The 23419-nt window shown below is 49.9% G+C and carries 24 protein-coding genes; 12 read left to right on the top strand and 12 right to left on the bottom strand.

Going from position 1 to position 23419, the window contains the following annotated elements; genetic code table 11:
• Window positions 1-15 precede the first annotated feature (15 nt).
• Genes KXJ70_RS04550 through KXJ70_RS04540 form a run of 3 tightly spaced genes read left to right on the top strand, consistent with a single transcriptional unit; the run spans window position 16 to window position 2667 of the window.
• Entirely contained in the window at window positions 16-477 is a 462-nt protein-coding gene (locus KXJ70_RS04550; protein WP_219042256.1) for a MaoC family dehydratase, read from the top strand.
• Window positions 478-523: 46 nt separating this feature from the next.
• The gene (locus KXJ70_RS04545; protein WP_219042255.1) at window positions 524-1444 is read left to right on the top strand and encodes an SDR family NAD(P)-dependent oxidoreductase; all 921 of its coding nucleotides are present in this window, start codon (window positions 524-526) and stop codon (window positions 1442-1444) included.
• 38 nt (window positions 1445-1482) lie between these two features.
• Window positions 1483-2667: an acetyl-CoA C-acyltransferase gene (locus tag KXJ70_RS04540; RefSeq protein ID WP_219042254.1), complete on the top strand. Its 1185-nt coding sequence runs from the start codon at window positions 1483-1485 to the stop codon at window positions 2665-2667.
• An 87-nt stretch (window positions 2668-2754) separates the two neighbouring features.
• Here KXJ70_RS04540 and KXJ70_RS04535 read toward each other — a convergent pair whose 3' ends face one another.
• Both KXJ70_RS04535 and KXJ70_RS04530 read right to left on the bottom strand, forming a co-directional pair.
• On the bottom strand, window positions 2755-4554 hold the full coding sequence (locus KXJ70_RS04535; RefSeq protein WP_219042253.1) for an alpha/beta hydrolase family protein: 1800 nt from the start codon (window positions 4552-4554) through the stop codon (window positions 2755-2757).
• Between the two features lie 261 nt (window positions 4555-4815).
• Window positions 4816-5265, bottom strand: coding sequence for a sterol desaturase family protein (locus KXJ70_RS04530; RefSeq protein ID WP_219042252.1), 450 nt, complete (start codon window positions 5263-5265; stop codon window positions 4816-4818).
• 8 nt (window positions 5266-5273) lie between these two features.
• On the opposite strand from KXJ70_RS04530, the gene KXJ70_RS04525 reads away from it, so the two are divergent.
• The 5 genes from KXJ70_RS04525 to cobB all read left to right on the top strand — a co-directional run bounded on the left by KXJ70_RS04525 (window position 5274) and on the right by cobB (window position 7783).
• Complete coding sequence (locus KXJ70_RS04525; protein WP_219042251.1) at window positions 5274-5546, top strand: LysR family transcriptional regulator; 273 nt, start codon at window positions 5274-5276, stop codon at window positions 5544-5546.
• Window positions 5547-5554: 8 nt separating this feature from the next.
• Window positions 5555-5974, top strand: a complete 420-nt coding sequence (locus KXJ70_RS04520) for a VOC family protein (protein ID WP_219042250.1) — start codon at window positions 5555-5557, stop codon at window positions 5972-5974.
• 58 nt (window positions 5975-6032) lie between these two features.
• Window positions 6033-6509, top strand: coding sequence for a GNAT family N-acetyltransferase (locus KXJ70_RS04515; RefSeq protein WP_219042249.1), 477 nt, complete (start codon window positions 6033-6035; stop codon window positions 6507-6509).
• Between the two features lie 102 nt (window positions 6510-6611).
• On the top strand, window positions 6612-7055 hold the full coding sequence (locus KXJ70_RS04510; protein WP_219042248.1) for a TM2 domain-containing protein: 444 nt from the start codon (window positions 6612-6614) through the stop codon (window positions 7053-7055).
• Window positions 7056-7075: 20 nt separating this feature from the next.
• Window positions 7076-7783, top strand: coding sequence for a Sir2 family NAD+-dependent deacetylase (gene cobB / locus KXJ70_RS04505; RefSeq protein ID WP_219042247.1), 708 nt, complete (start codon window positions 7076-7078; stop codon window positions 7781-7783).
• A 97-nt stretch (window positions 7784-7880) separates the two neighbouring features.
• Here cobB and recQ read toward each other — a convergent pair whose 3' ends face one another.
• Both recQ and KXJ70_RS04495 read right to left on the bottom strand, forming a co-directional pair.
• Window positions 7881-10025 (bottom strand): DNA helicase RecQ, encoded by a 2145-nt coding sequence (recQ, locus tag KXJ70_RS04500; protein WP_219043081.1) that lies wholly within the window; start codon window positions 10023-10025, stop codon window positions 7881-7883.
• Window positions 10026-10031: 6 nt separating this feature from the next.
• The gene (locus tag KXJ70_RS04495; protein ID WP_219042246.1) at window positions 10032-10574 is read right to left on the bottom strand and encodes a DUF2058 domain-containing protein; all 543 of its coding nucleotides are present in this window, start codon (window positions 10572-10574) and stop codon (window positions 10032-10034) included.
• A gap of 218 nt (window positions 10575-10792) precedes the next feature.
• On the opposite strand from KXJ70_RS04495, the gene KXJ70_RS04490 reads away from it, so the two are divergent.
• On the top strand, window positions 10793-11383 hold the full coding sequence (locus KXJ70_RS04490) for a hypothetical protein (RefSeq protein WP_219042245.1): 591 nt from the start codon (window positions 10793-10795) through the stop codon (window positions 11381-11383).
• A 95-nt stretch (window positions 11384-11478) separates the two neighbouring features.
• Here KXJ70_RS04490 and KXJ70_RS04485 read toward each other — a convergent pair whose 3' ends face one another.
• From KXJ70_RS04485 to KXJ70_RS04475, 3 genes are all read right to left on the bottom strand, one after another.
• Window positions 11479-13140: an NAD(P)/FAD-dependent oxidoreductase gene (locus tag KXJ70_RS04485; protein WP_219042244.1), complete on the bottom strand. Its 1662-nt coding sequence runs from the start codon at window positions 13138-13140 to the stop codon at window positions 11479-11481.
• Window positions 13141-13176: 36 nt separating this feature from the next.
• A complete protein-coding gene (locus KXJ70_RS04480) occupies window positions 13177-13914 on the bottom strand; it encodes an SDR family oxidoreductase (protein ID WP_219042243.1) in 738 nt (245 codons plus the stop codon).
• Window positions 13915-13993: 79 nt separating this feature from the next.
• Entirely contained in the window at window positions 13994-15163 is a 1170-nt protein-coding gene (locus KXJ70_RS04475; RefSeq protein WP_219043080.1) for a BaiN/RdsA family NAD(P)/FAD-dependent oxidoreductase, read from the bottom strand.
• Between the two features lie 357 nt (window positions 15164-15520).
• On the opposite strand from KXJ70_RS04475, the gene KXJ70_RS04470 reads away from it, so the two are divergent.
• Window positions 15521-17695, top strand: coding sequence for a glutamine synthetase III family protein (locus tag KXJ70_RS04470; RefSeq protein ID WP_219042242.1), 2175 nt, complete (start codon window positions 15521-15523; stop codon window positions 17693-17695).
• Between the two features lie 144 nt (window positions 17696-17839).
• Here KXJ70_RS04470 and KXJ70_RS04465 read toward each other — a convergent pair whose 3' ends face one another.
• The 4 genes from KXJ70_RS04465 to KXJ70_RS04450 all read right to left on the bottom strand — a co-directional run bounded on the left by KXJ70_RS04465 (window position 17840) and on the right by KXJ70_RS04450 (window position 20149).
• On the bottom strand, window positions 17840-18202 hold the full coding sequence (locus KXJ70_RS04465) for a hypothetical protein (protein WP_219042241.1): 363 nt from the start codon (window positions 18200-18202) through the stop codon (window positions 17840-17842).
• 127 nt (window positions 18203-18329) lie between these two features.
• A complete protein-coding gene (locus KXJ70_RS04460) occupies window positions 18330-18737 on the bottom strand; it encodes a roadblock/LC7 domain-containing protein (protein ID WP_219042240.1) in 408 nt (135 codons plus the stop codon).
• Entirely contained in the window at window positions 18727-19296 is a 570-nt protein-coding gene (locus KXJ70_RS04455; protein WP_219042239.1) for a GTP-binding protein, read from the bottom strand. Before KXJ70_RS04455 ends, KXJ70_RS04460 begins: the two co-directional genes overlap by 11 nt.
• A 13-nt stretch (window positions 19297-19309) precedes the next feature.
• Window positions 19310-20149, bottom strand: coding sequence for a BLUF domain-containing protein (locus tag KXJ70_RS04450; RefSeq protein WP_219042238.1), 840 nt, complete (start codon window positions 20147-20149; stop codon window positions 19310-19312).
• Between the two features lie 341 nt (window positions 20150-20490).
• Here KXJ70_RS04450 and KXJ70_RS04445 point away from each other — a divergent pair, with 341 nt between their 5' ends.
• Window positions 20491-20931, top strand: coding sequence for a YybH family protein (locus KXJ70_RS04445; protein WP_219042237.1), 441 nt, complete (start codon window positions 20491-20493; stop codon window positions 20929-20931).
• A gap of 116 nt (window positions 20932-21047) precedes the next feature.
• Complete coding sequence (locus tag KXJ70_RS04440) at window positions 21048-22358, top strand: mechanosensitive ion channel family protein (protein ID WP_369409744.1); 1311 nt, start codon at window positions 21048-21050, stop codon at window positions 22356-22358.
• 70 nt (window positions 22359-22428) lie between these two features.
• On the opposite strand, the gene KXJ70_RS04435 is transcribed toward KXJ70_RS04440, so the two are convergent.
• Entirely contained in the window at window positions 22429-23415 is a 987-nt protein-coding gene (locus KXJ70_RS04435; protein WP_219042236.1) for an LLM class flavin-dependent oxidoreductase, read from the bottom strand.
• Between the last annotated feature and the right edge of the window lie 4 nt (window positions 23416-23419).

The raw sequence follows: 23419 nt of genomic DNA, 5'->3' as shown, positions 1-23419 counted from the left end.
AAAAGGAGATGTGGTGTGGCGACATTAATAGATAAGCAGGATGTGCAGAATTATATTGGCTTCGAGCCTGAGGCCACCGACTGGCTGACGATAGACCAAAATAGAATAAATCAATTTGCAGATTGCACGATCGATCATCAGTTTATTCATGTTGATCCAGAGCGAGCGAAAGACTCCCCCTTTGGCACCACCATCGCTCACGGCTTTCTCAGTTTGTCGATGCTGTCCTATTTTTCTGAACAGTACAGTATTCTGATCAATGGCTTCTATATGGGGATTAATTACGGCTTCGATAAAGTGCGTTTTCTCTCTCCGGTCAAAGTCGGTAGTCGTATACGAGCAAAGGCCAAAATATTATCAATTGAAGAAATAAAGCCCGGAAACTTTAGGGTGAGTACCGAAGTCACCGTTGAAATAGAAGGTGAGTCTAAACCCGCTCTAGTTGCGGAATGGATCAGCGTGCAAATGGTCGCGTGAAGCGAATTGACGGGACAGCGAGCCCAGAAATTATTAGGAGAAAGTGATGAGTATTCGTTTTGATGGCCAGGTGGCAATAGTAACCGGTGCGGGAAATGGCTTGGGTCGCAGTCATGCCATCGCGCTGGCCGCCCGTGGCGCCAAGGTCGTTGTGAATGATTTAGGCGGCGCGCGCGATGGCGCGGGTTCGTCTTCTGCGGCGGCCAAAAGCGTAGTGGAAGAGATTAAAGCCGCCGGTGGTGAAGCCATTGCGCACGGCGCCAACGTTGCAAACTACAGTGACGTTGAAGACATGGTTCAGCAAGCGCTGAACGCCTGGGGACGCGTTGATATTTTGATTAATAACGCAGGTATTTTGCGTGATAAATCATTTACTAAAATGTCGATAGATGACTTTAAGTTGGTGATGGATGTTCATCTTATGGGGTCGGTAAACTGCACAAAAGCAGTGTGGGACCTCATGAAAGAACAGCAGTACGGTCGTATCGTTATGACCACGTCGTCGAGCGGACTATATGGTAATTTTGGTCAGACCAATTACGGTGCCGCCAAGATGGCGGTGGTCGGCTTAATGAATACCTTGGGTTTAGAGGGCGCTAAATACAATGTCAGAATTAACGCCTTGGCACCCACAGCGGCAACGCGCATGACGGAAGATATCATGCCGGAAGAAATATTAGCCATGTTGGTGCCGGAAGCCGTAACTGCTGGTGCACTGATTCTCTGTCATGAGGGTGCACCCAGTCGCCACATTTTATGTGCCGGTGGCGGTGGCTACGCAAGTTCAAAAATATTTGAAACCGAGGGTGTTTATTTAGAGCCAGCTCAGCAAACACCCGAGGCGGTAGCTGCGCATTGGGATGAGATTTGTAATACCGATAAACAATCACCCTTGGACAATGGCGCTAAGCAGTCAGAGAAATTTTTACTGAAGGCTCAGGCATTTTTAGCGCAAGACAAGGCGTAACTTTAAGTAAAAATTGCAAGGTAATTGGAGAAAATATAATGAAAGAGGCAGTGATAGTATCGGCGGCGCGGACCCCGATAGGAAGAGCGTATCGCGGCGCATTTAATAATCTAGAGGCACCGTCATTATCGGCTTTTGCGATTAAAGCTGCGGTTGCGCGCTCTGGAGTAGATCCCAAGGAATTGGACGACTGCATAATGGGTGCCGCGATTCAGCAGGGTACGCAGACGATGAATTTCGGCCGCATTGCGGCAATGGCATCGGGTTTGCCTGTATCAGTCGGCGGCATGACAATTGATAGGCAGTGTTCTTCCGGTTTGATGGCGATTGCAACGGGTGCCAAGCAGATCATTTTAGATGGCGCACCGATGCTCGTTGCCGGTGGCTGCGAATCGATTTCATTGGTACAGAACGAGCATATGAATATGCACCGCTTGGTTGATCCTGCAGCGATCGCCCAAGTGCCAAATATTTATATGGCTATGCTGGATACCGCTGAGGTCGTGGCGAATCGCTACAATATTTCCCGCGATGCCCAGGATGAATACGCGCTGCAGTCTCAGCAGAGAACTGCAGCTGCACAGCAGGCAGGGAAGTTCGCCGATGAGATCGTGGCGGTCACAGCAAGCAAGTTGGTGAGCAATAAAGAAACCGGTGAAACTTCGCAGGAACAGGTCACCTTGAGCCAGGACGAAGGTAACCGCCCGTCGACGACGCTGGAAAATTTATCGTCTTTAAAAGCAGTTCGTGACGGCGGTAGCATTAGTGCAGGAAATGCGTCTCAGCTTTCTGATGGCGCGGCAGCGGTCGTTATGATGGATGCCAAATTAGCTGAACAGCGCAATTTAGCTCCCTTGGGAATATATCGTGGTGTTGCGGTTGCCGGGTGTGAGCCCGATGAAATGGGTATTGGGCCTATCTACGCTATTCCAAAATTGCTTAAACATGCTGGGCTAAAAATGGATGACATCGGTCTCTGGGAATTGAATGAGGCCTTTGCAGTGCAAGTCATTTACTGCCGCGACAAACTGGGCATTCCCAATGAGCGTTTAAACGTTAATGGCGGCGCTATTTCAATTGGCCATCCCTACGGTATGAGCGGCGCAAGAATGGTGATGCACGCCTTGCTAGAGGGTAAGCGTCGCGGTGTGAAATATGTTGTCGTCACCATGTGTGTCGGTGGCGGTATGGGCGCGGCGGGCTTGTTTGAAGTGTGTCTCTAGTCGCAAGCTTGCGGCGATGCGTTAATTAGCTGAAATCGCACGCTGGTGATAGAGCAAAAATATCACCAGCGTGCGATCTAAGCGGGCTTATTGGCTGTTGTTCACTAACAGCGGCAAGTCAACGGTACCACTCATGGCCGCCGGTATGGGGGCTTGGGTGATACTGCTAATGTGGGTGAAGTAAGGATGGAATCCATACACCATAAGGCCGAGGGTATCCCCCGTGGTGACGGGCTCCGAAGCCCCGATCATTTCCTGCGCGATCAAGCCGCTGCCGCGTATTGGCAACACTTGATCGTTAATTAAAAAGGCATCGCCGCCATCAGCGGGTATTTTGCCCAAGCCTATATACAATAGATTGCCGTCACCATTGCCGCCACTGACATTCAGCATGGCTAAGGGAATGCCTGCGAGAACACCATCATTTGTCACAATTTGCAGGGGAATGAATTTTCCCTTAGCGACCAGCTGGCTTAGCAGTTCGCTTGGTAGCAGATTGACGATATCGTCTAGATAATCGACCAGTGACGTAGGATCAGTGCTGGCTGTTAGTACTGCAATCAAAGTGCTTGATGCTTCTACCGGCAATGAGGATAAGGTCGCGAGAACGGTTTGTAACGGCAGAGCGGTGAGCAGATCGACAACATTGCTCAGGCCGCCGGGAATAATCTGCGTTTCGTCAAAACTAGTGAGTGAGCCGCCGCGTTTTACTTCGCTGCTGCTGGTGCCGGATTGCTGGGCAGTCAGACTAAAACAGACGTCGGGAATGGCTGGGGCACTTGTGCCTTGTAATTTGGAGACCAAAAAATTCAAGGCTAGATCGTCTGTTTGAAAAACTTGGCCATCGCAATACAGCGTGCCTTCGGTGCCGAATAAGATTTGCCGACCGGCGGTTTGTAGTGCCGGTAAAATATGACCGTCTTTCTGTATAAACAAGTGTGCCTCGTTGCCTTGGCCTTTCCAGCACTCGTAATTTTCTACCGCTTCATTAATGTTAAAAAGTACGTCATTGCTACCTTGAATAAATAAGGCGTCGGCGGTGGAGAGCGTTCTGCCGTCTTCGCGTTCGCCTTCACAAAACGACAGTGGGCTGTGACCCGCTAAGCGGGTGACGGTTTCGGCTGCGATTTCGCCGGTGGTGCTTGCGCCAATAATGGCCTCGAAAAGATAGGGTTCAAGCTTGCCCATCGATGCGACTGATAAAATGTCTAACCAGATATTCTTCGGCGTATTGTTGGCGTACAGGCTGTAGGGCAGGTTGCTCCATGTTGCCAAGGGCACAATGGCGTCAAAGCGTTTATCTACACTGGAGCACACTGTTTGGAAGCCGCCACCGTAAGACAGACCAACGGCGCCAATGAGCGGGTCGTCGCCCTCAAAACTCAAATTAACCAGATTCTCTTCGGCCCAGTCTATTATTTGCGACACATTGCGGCAGTCGATATCGGGATCCATTACGGTGATATTGCCAGTGGTTTCACCAAAACCGCGCTGGTCAAAACTAATGACATAAAAGCCCTTTTCCAGCCATGCTCGCCTGGCGACATCACCAGAAATATCATTGGTGAGAAAGGATTCGAGTGGATCGGGGCTTTCGAAATTTTTGGCGCGAGAAAGACCAAAGCCGTGGCTGTGAAGTATTAAAGGGACGCGCTTTCCCTGGGGGTTTTCCGGTGCGTATACCGTAAATGCCACTGTCTCGCCGTCGAAGCCGGTGAGCGTTTGATCGAAGTGGTTTTGGCTTTCGGGCTGGCCGTTATTCCCGCTACCGGGATTATCAGTGGGTCCGCCCCTGGATGACGAGCTTGAGCTTCCGCCGCAGGCTGTGAGTACCGTGATAGCACTAATAAGTGTGAGTTGGGTGATTAAGCGGGCACTGGGGAGCATGATATTGCCTCTTTGTTATCGTGGCGGATTACTCGGTTTGAATGCGACAGCAGAAGTCACTTCGTTGAAGGTAATCCGTTTATTGAGGGGCAGTATAATGTTTTCAGTGCAAATATTAAGGGCGGCAGCATTAAACTTTACGCTTTCGTGAACTATCGCACTTAGTGCTCGTGAACTGGCGCGGCAGGCCATGTTGTGACGCGTCGCGATGCAACTAAAGATTTAGCCAAGTTTTTGCATGTCGATGGCGAAATAGCGGTGCTATATATTGTGCTCTTCCTGCGGTGACTGCTTCCAGCCATATTGATTCGGTCGGCTGGATTCTATTGCCAGTGTGCCAGATACCAGCCAGTCGTAGATCGACAGTAGATTGCACATGTTTTTTGCCGAGTTTTTGCCGCGGGCGTGATGGTGGTGATGTTGGGTTGGGAACGTCAGTACATGGCACAGCCCATATATGGTTTTGCGCACCCAAACCCAGCGGTGATTCAAAAAAAACAGATCGTAATTCCAGTTCACGTGGTTGTGGGCAGCCCATAAGCCTTTGAACGCGGTGCCAAAAAGAAATATTTCGGTTAAGCCAAGGTATAGGCAGATAAACCAGAACAGGGAGTACTCAACAAAGGTTTGGGTAACGGAGATTTCACCTTTGCCGTCATTTGTGCCTGAAAAATGGTGTGGGCGATGACCAATTTTAAAGAGTTGTTGCAAATAGAATAGTGGTTTCCAGGTCATCCGACGAGCGTGTGAAACCAGTGGCCGCCGCCGACCGCATCGGCTCGAGCCAGCCCGCCATGAGCGCGGTATTGCAGAGATGGCGGTTGACCTTTCACGACGAGCTTTTCGTCCGCAGCCGGCAAGGCATGATGGCGACACCACGCGCCATTTGGCACAGCAAGTACCCTGATGAGGGTGGGCTTACACGTGAAGATATTCGACCTTACCGGCACGGCTTGTTATTGTCACAGGCAGTTAATTCCCGGATGGAGTAAGGAGTATCATGCCTACATCGCTGACTCATATCGCCATGCACGTGCAGGATCTAGCGGCTTGTGTCGATTTTTATCATCGCTACGCTGAGATGAATATTGTCCACGAACGACCGCACCACAATGGCAAAGTCATTTGGATGGCCGAGCACGGTAGAGAAAAAGAGTTTATTTTAGTGCTGTTGCCCGGTGGGCCGGGTAGGGCGCAAAGCGATAGCGACTTCTCGCATTTGGGTTTTGCCGTCGCCAGTAGTGATGCTGTCGATAGCATCGCGGATCGCGCTCGCGCCGACGGCATTTTGGTGTGGGAAACCCGTGAGGAAGATTACCCGGTTGGCTACTACTGCGGTTTGCGAGATCCCGATGGTAATTTTGTCGAATTTAGTTACGGCCAGCCACTGGGGCCGGGTGCTGAAAATAGGGAGTTTTAAGGGTGATTGATGAAGGCCTGAAAAAAGCTGGAAAAAAGTCAGTGGATGGTGCGCGCTGATGCTAGTCAGTCTTGCAGACTACAAACAACCGCGGGATCGCGCTGCGATAGAGTTGCTGATGTCCCACTATGCCTTAGATCCAATGGGTGGTGGTGAAGCGTTGCCAGATAAGGTTTTGTCTGGCCTATGTGACGCCTTGGCGGACGTCGCAAATGCCGAAACGATTTTGATTTTCGATGGTGAAAAGCCGGCGGCACTGGCAACGGTATTGCAAGGATTCTCAAGCTTTAAGTGCAAGCCCTTGCTAAATATTCACGATGTGATTGTATTGCCGGCCTACCGTGGCCAGGGTTTGGCCCAGCGCTTAATGTCTGAGGTAGAAAAGTTAGCCAGGCAGCGGGGTTGTTGTAAAGTAACCCTCGAAGTCCTGCAGGGTAATACGGTTGCGCAGGCTGTTTACCGGCGCTGCGGTTTTGCCGCCTACGAACTTGATCCTGAGCTGGGGCAGGCCCTGTTTTGGCAAAAGGAATTATAGCGAGCTAGTCGTAGATTGGCGTGCTCAACTTTTGGTGTGGTTATCGAAAAGCGGCCGCGCTATGCTTAAACGTAATTTATCTCACGCTAAGGAAAGTACTTTATGAAAGGCAAAATTCTCGATTTCAACGCGACAACATCGCAGGGTGTCATTGCTGGCGAAGACGGCAAGCGTTATAACTTTGGCGCTGCCGAATGGAAAGGCGAAGGTTTCGCGGGCGCCGGATTGGCCGTGGATTTTGTTGCTGAGGGTGACACGGCTAAACAGCTGTATATGGATAAAAGTATTGTGCCCGCCTCGTCTAAAAAAGTCGCTGCTGCGTTACTGGCGTTTTTCTTCGGCGCCTTTGGTGTTCATAAATTTTACCTTGGTTACAACAAGCAAGGCGTCATTATGTTGCTGACATTTTTATTTGGTTTTATCCTTCTCGGGCTTCCCTCTATTGCCATTGGCATTATCGCGTTTATTGAGTTTATTTTATATATCACCAAGTCAGACGAAGATTTTGAACAGACCTATGTTATTGGTCAGCGTCCGTGGTTTTAAGCATCTATAAGTAAAATATTATGGCTTACAGACGCATCGTTGTATTAACCGGCGCAGGTATTTCCGCAGAGTCTGGTATTAAAACCTTTCGAGCTGAAGATGGCTTGTGGGAAGAACATCGCGTTGAAGATGTGGCAACCCCTGAAGGGTTCGCTGCTGATCCGGAGCTGGTGCAGCACTTCTACAATGGTCGGCGCGCGCAGTTGATAAGCGATGCGGTAAAGCCCAATGCGGCACATATCGCCTTGGCGGAATTAGAGCAAATTTATGGGGCCAGTTTGCTGCTGGTAACCCAGAATATCGACAATCTTCACGAGCGAGCTGGCTCCCAAAATATTATTCATATGCACGGCGAATTGCTCAAAATGCGCTGTGCGTATACCGACAAAATATACCCCATTCACACTAATATCAAAGTCGATGACCGCTGCCAATGCTGCGGCATGCGCGGTGCACTTCGACCCCATGTGGTGTGGTTTGGCGAAATGCCGCTGCAAATGGACGAGATCTGCGATGCACTCGACGCCTGCGACTTATTCATTGCCATTGGCACCTCTGGCAATGTTTATCCCGCTGCGGGTTTTGTGCGGCAAGCGGCGCTGTCTGGCGCGCATACTATGGAAATAAACCTGGAGCCGTCCGCCGTGGAGTCGGCATTTGCTGAGCATCGTTACGGACTGGCGAGTGCAGTGGTGCCGGCGTTGGTTGCGGAGCTAGCGGAGCGTTGAGAGCTCTTGAAGCAGTTGGCAACCTTAATCTAGGTTATAAAAATATTTGAATCAGTATTGTGATTTGGTGCGACCTTATGAGCCTTTTTAAACTTTATTAGCTATTTAACGACGCCTTCACACATTTCAAAATAGTGTAATCGTACTCGCCATCTAGGGATTCAAACACGGTTTTCATTTTGCCGTCTTCGCTCAATTCAAAGGCAAATAGTATTTCCTTTATTTGCGTGTCGTCGAGGGTGATTACATCGCTAAGTACGAGTTCGCCATTGCTGATACCCTGGCAAAGGTGGCTATAGATGGTGTTGATAGACAGCTTGCGTTGGCTAGCGATATCTTCCGCTGTGTTGCCCTGTTTTAACAGCATGATGCTATTAGCCGCAGTGTCGTTAACATCATCGTTTTGGTCGCCGCTATTTCCCGCATTGGCCAGAATGACGTCTAAAAATCCTTGTCCATAGTTGTCTAATTTTTTCTCGCCAATACCGGATATGCGGCCTAGCTGCTCAAGCGTTTGGGGTTGGCGCTCGGTCATTTCGGCGATGGTGGCGTCGTGGAAAATCATATACGCGGGAATGCCCTGTTCGCTGGCCAGTGCCTTGCGGTGTTCGCGCAGGGCGTCCCACAAGGTGTTGCTCTCCGCGCCAGAGAACGAGCGATTTTTGCGCTCTTTGCTTTTTTTGCTGAGCTTGACCATTTTCCGTAAGGTCAGTTGTTCGTCACCTTTTAGAACGGGTCTGGCGCTATCGGTGAGCTGTACGCTGCCATAACCTTCTACGTCTACCTTGAGTAATCCTCGGGCAATTATTTGTCGATACAGGGTGCGCCATTCGGTGGCGTTTAGTTCGCTGCCAATGCCGTAAGTCGAAATTTTGTCGTGACCAAATTGGCTAATACGCTCGTGCTCTTTGCCCAGCAAAACGTCGACTAAATAACTTACGCCAAAACGCTGACCGGTTCGATATACACACGACAGCGCTTTTTGGGCGGCGAGGGTGGCGTCCCACGTTTCCGGCGGTGTGAGACAGTTGTCGCAGTTACCGCAGGGCCGATCTAAATTGTCATCGAAGTAGCGCAGCAGCGCTTGGCGGCGACAGGTGGTGAGTTCACAGAGGCCGAGCATGGCATCGAGCTTGTGTTGCTCCAGGCGTTTGCGGCCTTCTTCAGCGGTGGAGTTGCCCTGCATTTGCCGCAGGGTAATAACGTCTTGGAGGCCGTAGGCCATCCACGCATCGGCAGCTAAACCGTCGCGACCTGCGCGACCCGTTTCCTGATAATAGGCTTCGATGCTTTTCGGTAAGTTTAAGTGCGCCACGAAGCGCACATCGGGTTTGTCGATACCCATGCCAAAGGCGATTGTCGCAACGATTATCACCCCGTCTTCGCGCAGAAACCGCTCTTGATGTTGTTGGCGCACGTCGTTGCCGAGGCCTGCGTGGTAGGGTAGCGCGGTCAACCCTTTGCCGCTAAGCCACTGCGCGACTTCGTCTACCCGTTTGCGCGACAGGCAGTAGACAATGCCCGCTTCGCCTTCGTGTTCGTTCAGAATAAAGCGCAGTAATTGTTCGCGGGCATTACCCTGGTTTTCACTGATACGGTAGCGAATATTGGGTCGGTCGAAGCCGTCGTTAAAAACACGGGCTTGCTGCAGTGAAAGCCGCTCGATAATTTCCCGCTGTGTCGGCCCGTCTGCGGTGGCGGTCAGTGCGATGCGGGGAATGTCGGGGAAACGTTCGTGCAGAATAGAAAGCTTGATGTATTCCGGCCGAAAGTCGTGGCCCCACTGTGATACGCAATGCGCTTCGTCGATGGCAAATAAAGCGAGGGGCGCTCGACTCAGCAGGTCGAGCATGCGCGGCATCATCAGGCGTTCTGGTGCGACGTAGAGCAGGTCTAGTTCGCCATTCATAAGCGCAGATTCTACGCCGTTAACTTCGATACCACTTTGGCTGGAGTTTAAAAACGCCGCTTTTATACCGTTCTGGCGCAGCGCCATGACTTGGTCTTGCATCAGCGCGATCAAGGGTGAAACGACAATGGCGGTTCCGCTTCGGACGAGAGCCGGTACCTGGAAGCAAAGCGATTTACCCCCACCGGTAGGCATTAGCACGAGGGCGTCGCCGCCGCCTATCACGTGATTTACGATCTCTGCTTGCTGGTTGCGAAAGGCGTCGTAACCGTAAATGCTTTGCAGAATGTGCAGGGCGGCATCTGCGGGTTTTTGGGTGTCAGTGTGTAAGATAGCGGGTTACCACATTAAGTCGTCGGGAATTTGATACGCTGCGTAAGGGTCATCTTCAGCCACGATGTCGCTGGCAGATTGGGTGTTGTGAACGAGTACGGCACTGTCGTCGCGTTGTTTGATTTTGTCGGCAATGATGGCTGGCACTAGCTCGTAACCGTCTTTCAGTTTGACGAGGGCGATTACGCCCTTGATTAACTGGGCCTGTAATAGAGCGTCGACGTAGAGTTTTTTAATTTTCTTGCCATCGGTAAATTGATAGGCGATCTCGCCATTTTTGCGGTCAATTTTATTCAGTGTTATTAGCTGAATAATCTGCGCTTGAATGGCCTTTTTGTCGGCTTCGGCCTGGCGCTGGCGATTAAGCTCGCGATCGCGCTCGGCTTTGTCGGCAAGCGCGCGCTTGGCTGCTTCCTTGCCTTCATCAACAAGTACTTGGCCCGTACCCTTGGCCTGTTTTACCTGCTTGCGTTTTTCTTGATTGAGTTGCTTGGCCTTTTTTTTGTCGACCATGCCGGCTTTAAGAAGCTGCTCTTGCAGAGATGCCATGCAATAACCTCTATTTGCTTGTGTTGAGTTGGAGTTGGGTTGCCTGTGTGTATTCTATGCTATTCGTGGCCGCGGAGCTTGGGCTTATTGTTTGATTATACGCGTTGGGGCTGATGGCTTGGTCTTGGGCTAATTGTCAGGTGCTAGAGTTTTGCAACTTCTACTTTTCTTGATGATACCTTACACTGAGCCCCTCTTTTCGCAGACTAAAGCCACTTATGAAATCAAATATCGCCACCTTACTAGTAAGTTCTGTTCTCGCAACTGCGACGATTAATGCCCAAGCAGATGCGGATAATGCCAATCAATATCGTTACCTGGAAGCCGCCGTTGCCTACCAAAGTACCGATTGGGGGCCTTTCAGTGAAGAAACCAATGCGACCTTTTTAGCGAGCATCGATTTTCTAAAGTATGTGCATGCCCATGCACGGTATAACAACGGCGACACGCATTTACCTAAAGGTTATCAGCAAGACGGCTGGCTGACCTACGGTATCGGGGCGCATTACTTCATTTCCCCTAATACCTCTTTATTAGTAACGGCTGATCGCCACGAGCTAGGTTCTAACAACAAAAAGCCCGATGAAACGGCAAGAGAGTATCGCGTCGGAATTCGCCATGATCTCAACGCCCAGTGGCGGCTTACTTTGGAAGCGGGTGAGCACGATCTGATTGTGGGCAGCGACACCACCTTTATTTTTGAGACGATCTATTCCTACAACGAACATCTCGGCGGCAGCTTCCGCGTTCGGGACTATGACGAACTTGACCTTAGTTCTTATGAATTAGGTTTTCGTTACAGTTTTTAATTAGGTCTTGTTAGAAAAGGCACTATGCCGATAGTTTTAGTGTAGTGCCTATTGCTTTGTTGTCCCCAACTTTGCGCAACAATACGGTGATGGCTTTAGCGGCCATCCGGTATCGCGATATCTAGTTTCAGCAAGTCTATGGCTAGCGCTTCCGCCACTTTGATTCCGTCTATCCCCGCCGACAAAATACCACCCGCATACCCTGCGCCTTCGCCCGCTGGATAGAGTCCGCGGGTATTTAAATTTTGATAGTCCCTGCCGCGTTTGATGCAAATAGGCGACGAGGTACGGGTTTCAATGCCGGTGAGAATGGCGTCGTTCATAGCGAAGCCTTTGATTTGTTTGTCGAAGGCGGGGATGGCTTCGCGGATCGCCTCATTGGCGAAATCGGGAAGCGCTTTGGATAGATCACCCAGCGATACTCCCGGTTTGTAAGACGGTGTGACGCTGGCGAGGGCGGTTGATGGCGTGTTGCGTAAATAGTCACCGACTAACTGCGCCGGCGCATTGTAGTTTTCGCCGCCGAGTTGATAGGCCAGGGTTTCTAGCGAGCGCTGCAAATCGATACCCGCCAATACATGCTCTGGGTAGTCCTTATCCGGTTCGATTCCCACTACTACGGCGGCGTTGGCATTGCGCTCATTGCGGGAATACTGCGACATGCCATTGGTAACGACGCGGCCCTCCTCAGACGTGGCCGCAACCACGGTGCCGCCCGGACACATACAAAAGCTGTAAACGCTGCGACCATTCTTGCAGTGATGCACAAGCTTGTAGTCGGCGGCGCCCAAAATAGGGTGACCAGCTTGTTCACCAAACCGCGCTTTGTCGATGACGGATTGGGGATGTTCAATTCTAAAGCCGATGGAAAACGGCTTTGGCTCGATATACACACCTTGGTTTAGCAGCATTTCAAAGGTGTCGCGCGCACTGTGGCCAATCGCCAGAACGACATGGTGAGTTTGCAGGTGCTGGCCATTGCTCAGGGTGAGGCCAGTGATTTGGCCTTGCGCGTCGCTGCTCTGCTCGCGGTGAATCACATCGACCTTGGTGTTAAAGCGTATTTCGCCACCGAGACGGGTAATTTCGGCGCGGATGTTCTCCACCATTTTTACCAGCTTAAACGTGCCGATATGCGGTTTGCTGACCATCAGTATTTCTTCGGGCGCACCGGCCTTCACAAACTCAGTCATGACTTTGCGGCCGAGAAAACGACGATCCTTCACTTGGCTGTAGAGTTTGCCGTCGGAGAAGGTGCCCGCGCCGCCTTCGCCGTATTGCACATTCGATTCGGTATTGAGTTTGCGTTCGCGCCACAATCCCCAAGTGTCTTTGGTGCGTTGCCTTACATCTTGCCCGCGCTCTAAGACAATCGGCTTGAGTCCCATTTGGGCGAGTACCAAGGCCGCCAAAATACCGCAGGGGCCAAAGCCGATAATGACAGGGCGTTGTTGCTGCTCGTTAGGGAAGTCGCTCTGCGCATGGGCTAAGAATTTATAATCGGTATCCGGGCTGGGGCTAAGGAATGATTTGCCTTCGAAGCGCGCCAGCAATTCGGCTTCGCGTTTGGCGTCGAGGCTAATATCCAATTGATAGATTAACTGGATATCTCCTTTTTTACGGGCGTCGTAGCTGCGCTTAAAAATGCTTACTGTCTTGAGTTCATCGTCCTGAATAGCCAGTCTGGCTAAAATGGATTTGCGGAGTGCCGTTTCATCGTGGTTGAGCGGCAATTTCAAGTCGTTGAGTCTGAGCATTGGCGGGGGTCGCGGTGTACTGGAAAGCGCGAGATTCTACCACGGAATCGTTTTGTGCTCCCAGTCGATAAAAGTCGCTTCTGCGGCAGAATGGTCAAGCGATGACGCGGTGTTCTGCATTAGGGTGATTAAGCTCTCTGCCACAAAGGCGGGGGAGAATAGTTTTCCCTCAGGCACAGAGGTCTGAAAAGGTCGTGACAGTGGTGAATCTGTGGTGCCCGGATGAAAAGCCATAAGACGGACATTTTTTGCGCGGCGGCCATATTCGATGGCGGCAGTGCGAATCCCCATATTCAAAGCTGCCTTCGACATACGGTAGCTATACCAGCCGCCGAGATGGTTGTCGCTAATGCTACCAATGCGAGCACTGAATACCGCCATCACACAGGGCTGCGATGATTTGAGAAGTGGTGTTAATGCCTTTATCCAAAGCAGCGGCGTTAACGCATTGCTTTGCATAATGCTGAAGAGGGCGTCGGCCTTAATATCCTCAAGGCGCTTTTCGGGTTTGATTCCGTCATCGTGCAAGCGGCCGTTGCAAATGATAACGCGATCAATATGCCCGTCGATTTCTTTCAGGTCGTTTACGCATTCTTCAATGCCCAGCTCTGAGTTATCGCATTGCCAATAGCGTACGTCAGCGTGCGCAGTGCTGGATAATTTGCGTCGACTTATGGCAATGATTTGGCTGCCATCATCCAATGCTTCAATGGCATTTATGCAGGCGGAGGCGAGGGCGCCACTGGCGCCAATAACAATGCTTGTTGACTGCATGGGGCATCACTGCTTTTTAGCTAAACGGTGTATACGCTGTCGCCGAGTGAGTAGATGACGAGATAGCTGGCTTGTAGGTTTAGGCTACCAGTCCAGCGCTATACCCAGACGACCATGCCCACTGGAAATTAAAACCACCCAGCCAACCTGTCACATCGAGCACCTCGCCAATAAAATACAAGCCGGGCTGGTTCTTGGCTTCCATGGTTTTGGAGCTGATGTCGGCGGTGTCGATCCCACCGCGAGTAACTTCTGCGGTTCGATAGCCCTCGGTTCCCGAGGGCTTTAATACCCAGTTATTTAGCCGCTCGGCGATGCTGATTAGCTGTTTATCTGAGTATTCCCCCAGCGGTTTTTCAGCCAATTCCTGCCACCAAAGAAATTGCAGCTCTGCCACGAGACTCTTTGCTAAATTGTGGTGAAGTACGGTTCGCAACAGGCTCTTAGACTGACTGTGTTTGGCCTCTAGCAGCCAGTCGCTAGCGCTTATTTTTGGCAGTAAATTGATGGTAATAGCGTCACCGGGGTTCCAGTAATTTGAGACCTGTAGGGCGGCTGGTCCCGAGATTCCGCGGTGGGTAAATAAGATGTTTTCAGTAAAGCTGGTTTTGTTGGCCGACATGTCGACTTCCAGCGCCAGTCCGGAAAGTTTCTCGCAGAACTGTTTCATGCCGTCGCTGAACATAAAGGGGACTAAACCGGCGTGGCGTTTGGTAAGCGTTAAGCCGAACTGCTTGGCGATATCGTAGCCCATGCCGCTGCCGCCTAGTGTGGGTATAGATAGCGCGCCTGAGGCCACCACAAAAGATTGGCAATGTAGCTCTAAAAGTGAGTCTTGTTGATTGACTGAAAGTTGATAGCGCAGTGACGATTGGCTGCTGGCGTCGCTTGCCGCAACGGAAATGAGATCAGTGTGGCAGCGTATCTCAACGCCGGCGTTGGCGCATTCATCCAATAGCATATTGAGGATGTCTTTGGCCGAGTTCAGGCAAAATAATTGACTGTGCCGGCGCTCTTCGTAGGGGATTTGATGGCGCTCTACCATGCCGATGAAATCCCACTGGGTGTAGCGACTTAGGGCGGCCTTGCAGAAGTGGAGATTGTCGGAAATGAAGTTGTCGGCCTCGACAAAATGATTGGTGAAGTTGCAGCGGCCACCGCCCGACATCAGAATTTTTTTGCCGACCTTATTCGCCTTCTCGAGAACTAAAACTCGGCGCCCGCGCTGCGCGGCGGTCAGTGCACACATCAAGCCGGAGGCGCCCGCACCGAGAATGATCACATCGTATGTATTGGGGTTGTTCGCCACAGGTTTGGTTTCACCGTCTATTAAATGAACTGCATGCGGATGCGTCGGGCGCGCAGTATACCGCCTAATCCCAAGTGTGGCAGCGCCGCCATTGTCTTCGATGCCGGCGCTGGGTTCATTTGAGCGGTTTTTTGCCCATGGCCTTGTGTGGCGCAAAAATAATTTATTAGATCTGGTGTTTTGCGTCAGACTGGTGCAGATTTTGCTAGTGTTCTGGCAGTCATTTCAGTTCCTGATCCCCTCAGTAAGCTCAAGTGATACCCATTAGCTAATTTCTTATAAGGCGAGGTCTCCTTAATGAGTCGCAATCAAGCGCGTGTTCAAGCTGTTTCCCAGATAGTTAATCGTAAGCCAATTGACGTTACGATGCCTGAGCCTCTCAGTAAAATCTGGGCAAGTGATGTTTTCAATCTGTCAAAGATGGAAGAAGCACTGTCTAAAAACGCATTTAAGGCATTGAAAACCACCGTGCAAACCGGTGCGCCACTCGATGCGGCGACTGCCGATGTAGTCGCTGCTGCCATGAAAGATTGGGCACTGAGCAAAGGCGCTAAGTTCTTCTCACACATTTTCTACCCAATGACCAATGCCACCGCTGAAAAGCATGACGGTTTTATTATCACTAATTCCGATGGCAACCAAATCACAGAATTTACTGGCAGTTTGCTGATTAAAGGCGAGCCTGATGGCTCTTCTTTCCCCAACGGCAGCCTGCGCATGACCAATGCGGCGCGTGGTTACACCGCGTGGGATCCAACCAGCCCAGCTTATATTATGCACACCGACAATGGTTCGACGCTGATGATTCCAAGCGTTTTCATGAGCTGGACCGGCGAAGCCTTGGATAAGAAAATCCCGCTATTGCGCTCAAATTCGGCAATGAATAAAGCTGGCCAGCGCGTATTGTCTCTAATGGGTGAAACTGACGTTGCGGCGCTGAATTCTAGCTGTGGCGCTGAGCAAGAATACTTCCTGATCGATTCGAATTTCGCCAATAGCCGTCCAGATTTACTGTTGGCGGGCCGCACACTATTCGGTTCTTCGCCAGCGAAGGGCCAGCAGTTTGACGATCATTACTTCGCTGCTATTCCAGAGCGTGTGCAAGTGTTCATGCAGGATTTAGAGGATAAGTTGTACCGTTTAGGTATTCCGGCTAAAACTCACCACAACGAAGTCGCACCAGGTCAGTTTGAAATCGCGCCCTATTATGAGGCAGCGAATATCGCGTCTGACCACCAGCAACTTCTAATGACACTGTTAAAGCTAACGGCTAAGCGACATGGTTTTGTATGTTTATTACACGAAAAACCGTTTGCAGGCGTTAATGGGTCGGGAAAACACGTGAATTGGTCGGTTGGTAACGCGACTCAGGGTAACTTGCTTGACCCTGGCAGCACCCCACACGACAACATTAACTTCTTGCTCTTTTGTGGTGCGGTAATTCGTGGCGTGCACCTTTTTGGCCCATTATTGCGCGCGGTTATCGCTTCCGCCTCAAATGACCACCGTTTAGGTGCCAATGAAGCCCCACCTGCCATCCTGTCTGTTTACCTTGGTGACCAGTTAGAGCGCGTATTTAACGACATCAAGGAAGGCAAATTGTTGAAGTCTGAAGTGGGCGGCTTTATGGATTTAGGTCTAAGCCAAATACTGAAATTTGAGCGTGATCCAGGCGACCGTAACCGCACTTCGCCATTCGCATTCACTGGCAACCGTTTTGAATTCCGCGCGGTGGGTTCATCTGCCTCGGTTTCTGGTCCATTGGTTGCGATGAATACCATGTTGGCTGACTCCTTAAACTGGATTGCCGACAAGCTGGAAGCAGAATTGGCGACCGGTACTAGCAAACCAGTAGCGGCTATCAAAGTATTGAAAGAGTTGATGGAAGGTCACAGTAACGTGATTTTCGGCGGCGACGGTTATTCGAGCGAATGGCACCGTATTGCTGTTGAAGAACGTGGTCTGAAAAACCTGCCGACGTCAGCTGATGCACTACCTGCCTTCCGCGACGAAGCGGTTGTTAAATTGTTCTCTAGCACTGGCGTATTAACGCCAGTTGAGCTGGCGAGCCGCTTCGAGGTGTATTCAGAGCAGTACTTGCTGTCCATTGAAGTAGAAGCCAAGCTGGTAGTTGATATGGCAACGACCATGATCTACCCAGCGGCTGTTGAGTACTTGTCGCAAATTGCGAGCACTGCGTCGTCTATGGCTGCCTTGAACATCACCCTTGATAGCAGTGTTGCGTCAGCGGTTGCCGGCGAAGCGAATGCGATGATGGCGGCAGTAGCGACATTAAGCGCAGCGTTAGACGCGCATGACTTTGATTCTACCGAAGCGCATATGCAGTACGCTGCAAGCACTCTGCGTAGCCTGATGGTTGAAGTGCGTGGCCACGCTGATACTTTGGAAACATTGGTTGCTGATGATCTGTGGCCGCTGCCTAAGTATTCGGAGATGTTATTTATTAAATAATATTCGCGCAGTCCCTCGGGCTGCGTATTATTTTTTGAAATGACTTCGCTTGAAATAAAAACGCCCTCTTTGTGAGGGCGTTTTTACATTGGGCTATACAGATTCAAATGCCGTGACGCGCATTTGAATCCTAGTTCACATCTTTTAAACGCGCTTTAGGTCGCCTTCAATGTCCGCAGTTTTACGGCGGGCTAGGGCGAGATTTGAGTTCTTTTTATCGAGTACGAGATAGATAAATAGGCCTTCATTGCTCGCGCTTGGACGGATGATATGAAGCTGTGTGTCCAGTGTGATCAAAATATCTTCGATCTTTCCGGTAATGCCCAGTGATTTCATGGTTTTCATTTTTGCCTTGACCACTTCACTGTTACCAGCTGCAGCCATTTCAAGGTCAACCCCAGAGCCAGCCGAAGCTAATAGCATTCCTGAAGTGTAATCCACAACTGCACAACCCATTGCGCCGTCGATTTCCATCATGCTTTTTACGGCGTCGTTTAAATTACTCATAGTTTTTACTCTCCTGGTTAAATCTGTTTTGTTTTGGCAAATTAAATTCTAACGATTTGGACCCTTTGACTTTCTTATTTTGCCTTAGCATGGGTGTGTCGATTCCGGCGCCAGAGTGTTCTGCTGGCTAAGCAACATTGGCTAAATCGAGATCGCCAATTTCAACTGCTAAGCGGTTTATTAGTAAGCGTAAACTAGCGATATTCATGGCGCCTTTAGCCGACATGGACAGTACAAAGTCCTTGTCATTCAATTGCAGCGCAACAAAGGCGACATTGCCCTGCTCTGATTCAATGAAGGTGATTTTGAAGCTTTTCGACAGAATCTGTTTGGTCACGGCATTGCTTACGGAGTACAGGGTGCTTGCCGCTGCGGCCATAGTTTCGACATCAAATCCTTCGCTCAGGCGTGAAAAGTGATGAACGGGAAATCCGTCTGTGGTTGCCAGTGAGATAATCTCTATCGCGTCATTGTTGCTCGAATATTCATTGAATAAGCCAATTAGCTGCTCACTCAATTTTTTATTATCCGACATGTAGTTGTGCTCCTTCGGGCTCTTCCGTGTTGCTGATTGCATCGATCATTTGCAGAAGCATGAGAGAAGACTCAACATCGCGTGGATCAACAGGCATGATCGGGGCAGATAAACCGTGCCCTTGTAAAACGTGTTCTAAAAACTCCATCAGTACGTCTAATTCCTCAGCCGTGGCGTTTTCGGAGTGGCTGATTCCGACTACAACTGGGACGTTATTTTTTAATGGCTGGAAATGGCTGAGAATATCGTCGATGGCATCGATATTAATACCTTCACCGTATTTGACTAAGATGACCAGCCCCCACAAAGCAGTGTTGACCATGTCCCAAAGCAGTGAAAAACGCTTTTGTCCGGGTAATCCAAAAAGTCCCAGTGCGATATCGGCATCTAGACTCAAGCGGCCATAATCAATACCAACGGTCGTGAATTCCTTGCCTATATCGACAGAAGACCTCGCTTCTGTGGCGAAGGGAGAGATTTCACTAATAGTGTTTATGAGCTGGGTTTTACCCGCGCCCACTTCGCCCACTATCGCTAATTTATTATAAATTTGATCCATAGTTAGCGAAGCCCTAGGATTTAGCAGATGCGATAAAGCGTCGGAGAACTCGGCTAAATCGGTCTGCGGTTTTATTTACTGCTTGTTCCGTCGTATTGGCTGCTATCGATGGATTGCTAACTACCCTCAAGTTTGGGACTCCGACGCTTGAATGTGTTTTTAATAGACCCAAGCTCTCTAGTACTGACAAGTAATGAGTTAATTTTTCAGTAGATGAGCACAGCTTCAGGGCTAAAATGCGTTCGAAATGTGCGGGTCTTTTTGTCAGGTTGGAGCAAAGGCGGATAAGTTCTGGTGTCATCCTCATTTGCGTTGGTCGCGGCCACGCAGATACGGATACAACGCAGTCATCGTATATTTTTTGGCTTGTGCTGCTAATGTTCGCTGGCGCGGGGGCTGGTGTGGCTAATATTGTGGTCGGTGTAGGAGTAGGTAACTCAGGTCGACCAAAAAACCTTTCTAGCCGCGTTTTATCAGTACTGCTTTTTGCCTGGATCTTGTCCGCCAGGCTTTCTTTGAGTCTTGCGATGAAATCTAAATGCGCATCGGTTCCGGCGCCTATGATACGAATCTTCCAACCGGCAAATTCCGCCGCGTCGGCATTGCTATTCATTACTACACTGAAGTCACTGATACGAGGATCACGCCCAATGCGGTAAATGGCGTTGGCCAAAGACTCGGCATTTCCTTCCATAATTTGCAGACAGCTGCTATCTGACACAAGGAATACGCCGGTGATATCATTTTCTCTGTTGTAAACTCGAGTTGAGTTATAGAGCGCCATGAGTTGAGTAGAAGCGTCCCCTTCATCGGGCTGGGTCGTGATCGTGCTAATACACGCTATTCTTTTCATGGCTTTCGTTCGCTAGGCTAAGTGCATTCTGTGTTGCTGAACGAGGCGTCTAAGCAGAACGATGTCTTGTTCGATTAAAGTCACGTCAGCAGCAGACTAGTTTTTAGGTTATTCTTCCCTGATGTGATCGAACTATGTCGTAGTCACGCTGACTTCCGTATTCGTATTAGTACTCATTAAGTGGCTGTGGTAGTAAAAACGAGAAATACATCACTTTTTTCAGGCGAAGCTGTCTATTGTGGAATGACTGGGGAGTATTGCTGGCCCCAAATTGCATATTCATCTTCTCAGTTCCAATAAGGGCCTACAGATATTCTATAATTCACCTGGCTAGTGCTTGGATGATACTTAAAGCACCGCAAGCCTTTAGTTACCGTAGTGAGGAAGTGGTTTTGGCGCAGCATCCAGTTATATTGCAGATAGCGCGGGCAGATGAAGCAATAGTGAAGGAGGATTTTGATACGCTCCTCGATATTTACTCAGAAAATGCGGTACTTGTCGTTGAACCGGGGCGGAATGCTGTTGGTAAAGCAGCGATACGAGCAGCTTTTAAGAAGATAGCGGTGTATTTTCAGAATGGATTACAGCTAAGACAAAAGGGTATGCAGCTACTTGAGTCGGGGGACACTTGCCTTGTGTTGGCGCTGACCGAAGTTGCCGCACCGAGCTATCCGGCCGTTGAGCGCAAAGCATGCTATGTGTTCAATAGATCCGCTGACGGCACGTGGTTATGTTGTATTTATAATTCTTATGGCCACGATATTGTATTTCATGATATTTAGCTTGCAGTGACGTCACTGGCTACAATGAAATCCTGTGACGAGAAGCGTGTGTGAGTGGGGCTGGGTAGATGTGACGAACATCTACCCAATTAGAGCGAATAACAAGAGTAGATAGTGTGGATTTTGATAATTACAAACAGGCATTTTTAGATTTTTCTGACCACGTATTTGCCGTTCTTTTGCAATCGGAGACCTACGCTCAGCTAGCACTGGTGCTGGTGGTCTTTGCTATTACCTATTTTTTTACCACTTACATTCGCAAGTTTGTGCCGTCTTTTGCTGACGCGCCGGCAAATGCACCCCTCAAGCCACTGCGCAAGCTTACTGGCAAACTTGGTGTAATGATTTTCCCTTTACTTACCATTTTAGTGTTGAGCTTTGCAGTTGAAATTAGTGAGCGCTTGCTCGGTGAATACTGGCTGGTGCGAACGGCTCTAATTGTCGCCATGATGTTGGTGTTTAGGTCAATAATTCGCGATTACGTCAAAAATGATTTTATTGCGTTTGTTTTTCGCTGGGTAGGACAGCCACTGTTATTTTTGCACCTGCTAAATATTCTTGAGCCGATCATTGCCGTGCTGGAATCGGTTGAGGTGGCCGTCGGTAATATTGAGATTTCAGCCTATGGTGTAATGCGGGTGATGTTGGTTGGCTCCATGTTGTTTTGGTTGGGGCGCGTCTCAAATAGTACCGGTCAGGAGATGATTCGGCGCCAAGAAAAGCTCGATTTCCGAACCAAAGAGGTTGCCGCAAAGTTACTTGAAGTAGCGATTTTTGTCGTGATCTTTCTTCTCCTGCTGCAGGTTATGGGTATTAATCTAACCGCGCTGGCGGTCTTTGGTGGTGCTCTCGGGGTCGGTTTAGGTTTTGGTCTGCAAGCAATTGCGTCTAACTTTATTTCCGGCATTATTATTTTGTTGGATCGCTCCATTTCCCTGGATGACTACATTGAACTGGAGGATGGCCGCACCGGTATTGTGCGCGAGCTGACTCTCAGATCGACCACCCTGGAAACCTATGATGGCAAAGACATCATGGTGCCAAACGAGAAGTTTGTAACCGAGAGTTTTACCAACTGGACGCACAAGAATAAGAAGCAGCGTTACCGAGTGGATTTTTCGGTGGCTTACGACTCAGATATACGCAAGCTAGTAGAAATAATTAAGGAAACCGTCGCCTCGCATGAGCAGGTCATTAGTGGTGAGGATATCCCTTTTGAAGAGCGGCCGGATTGTGAAATAGACAGCTTCGGTGATTCCGGGGTGAATATGTTTGTCGAGTTTTGGATGATGGGTATCGACGATGGTAAAAACCGTGTCGGTGGCGATTTGCTGTTGATGATATTTGAGGCTATGCGCGAACACGGTTTCCAAATTCCATTCCCGCAGCGCGAAGTGCGGGTATTAAACGAGAAGTACGGCAAATAGCGTTGTTTACATTACATAGACAGTCTGAACCATTAGTGGCGGCTGTCTATGTAGGTAGTTTATGACTGCCTCATAGTAATTCTAGCGACGCGGCAATTTCGTAAGACCGCAATCGCGCCTCGTGGGAATATATCTGCGAGGTAATCATCAACTCGTCAGCTTGGGTTCGCTGGATAAATTTCTGCATCTCTGCTTGTACTTTATCTGCGGTGCCAATGGCTGCGCAGGACATAATTTGCCGGATTAGCATTTGCTCGCCGGCGGATAATTGTTCTAGATAGTTGTCTGTGGGTGGCTGTAATTTACCCGGTTGCCCGCGTCGTAAATTCACAAAAGCCTGTTGCATTGAGCTCGCTAGATAATGTGCTTGGGCATCGCTGTCGGCGGCGAAAACATTGTAGCCGAGCATGACATAGGGCTTATCTAGTTGCGCAGAGGGGCGGAAACGTTCGCGGTAGAGGGCTATCGCGTTCAGCATTTGCTCTGGCGCAAAATGTGAGGCAAAGGCGTATGGCAGGCCGAGAGAGGCTGCCAGCTGCGCGCCAAATAGACTTGAACCTAAAATCCAAAAGGGAATGTTGAGGCCGTATCCTGGCACAGCATGAATTTTCTGATCTGGATGAGGTTCGCCAAAATAGCCCATTAGCTCAACGACATCTTGCGGAAATTGATCGACATCGGCGTCGAGATTGCGGCGCATGGCGTAGGCAGTCGCTTGGTCGGTACCCGGTGCACGGCCAAGCCCAAGGTCAATGCGGTTTGGGAAAAGCGCCTCTAAGGTACCAAATTGCTCAGCAATAATGAGCGGGGCGTGGTTGGGTAGCATAATACCGCCAGCGCCCACGCGGATGCTTTTGGTACCACCGGCAATATGAGCAATAACCACCGCCGTCGCCGCGCTGGCGATACCTTGCATATTGTGATGCTCAGCTAGCCAGTAGCGATTGAAACCCCATTTTTCTGCGTGTTGCGCCAGTGACAGGCTGTTATTGAGTGATGTGCCCGCATCGCCGTCGGCGGTGATGGGTGACAAGTCGAGGACTGAAAGTTTAACCATGAGT

It is taken from the genome of Zhongshania aquimaris (assembly GCF_019312595.1).
Lineage (GTDB): Bacteria > Pseudomonadota > Gammaproteobacteria > Pseudomonadales > Spongiibacteraceae > Spongiibacter > Spongiibacter aquimaris.
The sequence above is the reverse complement of the archived record's forward strand: the minus strand, read 5'-3'. Positions and strand labels throughout refer to the sequence as shown.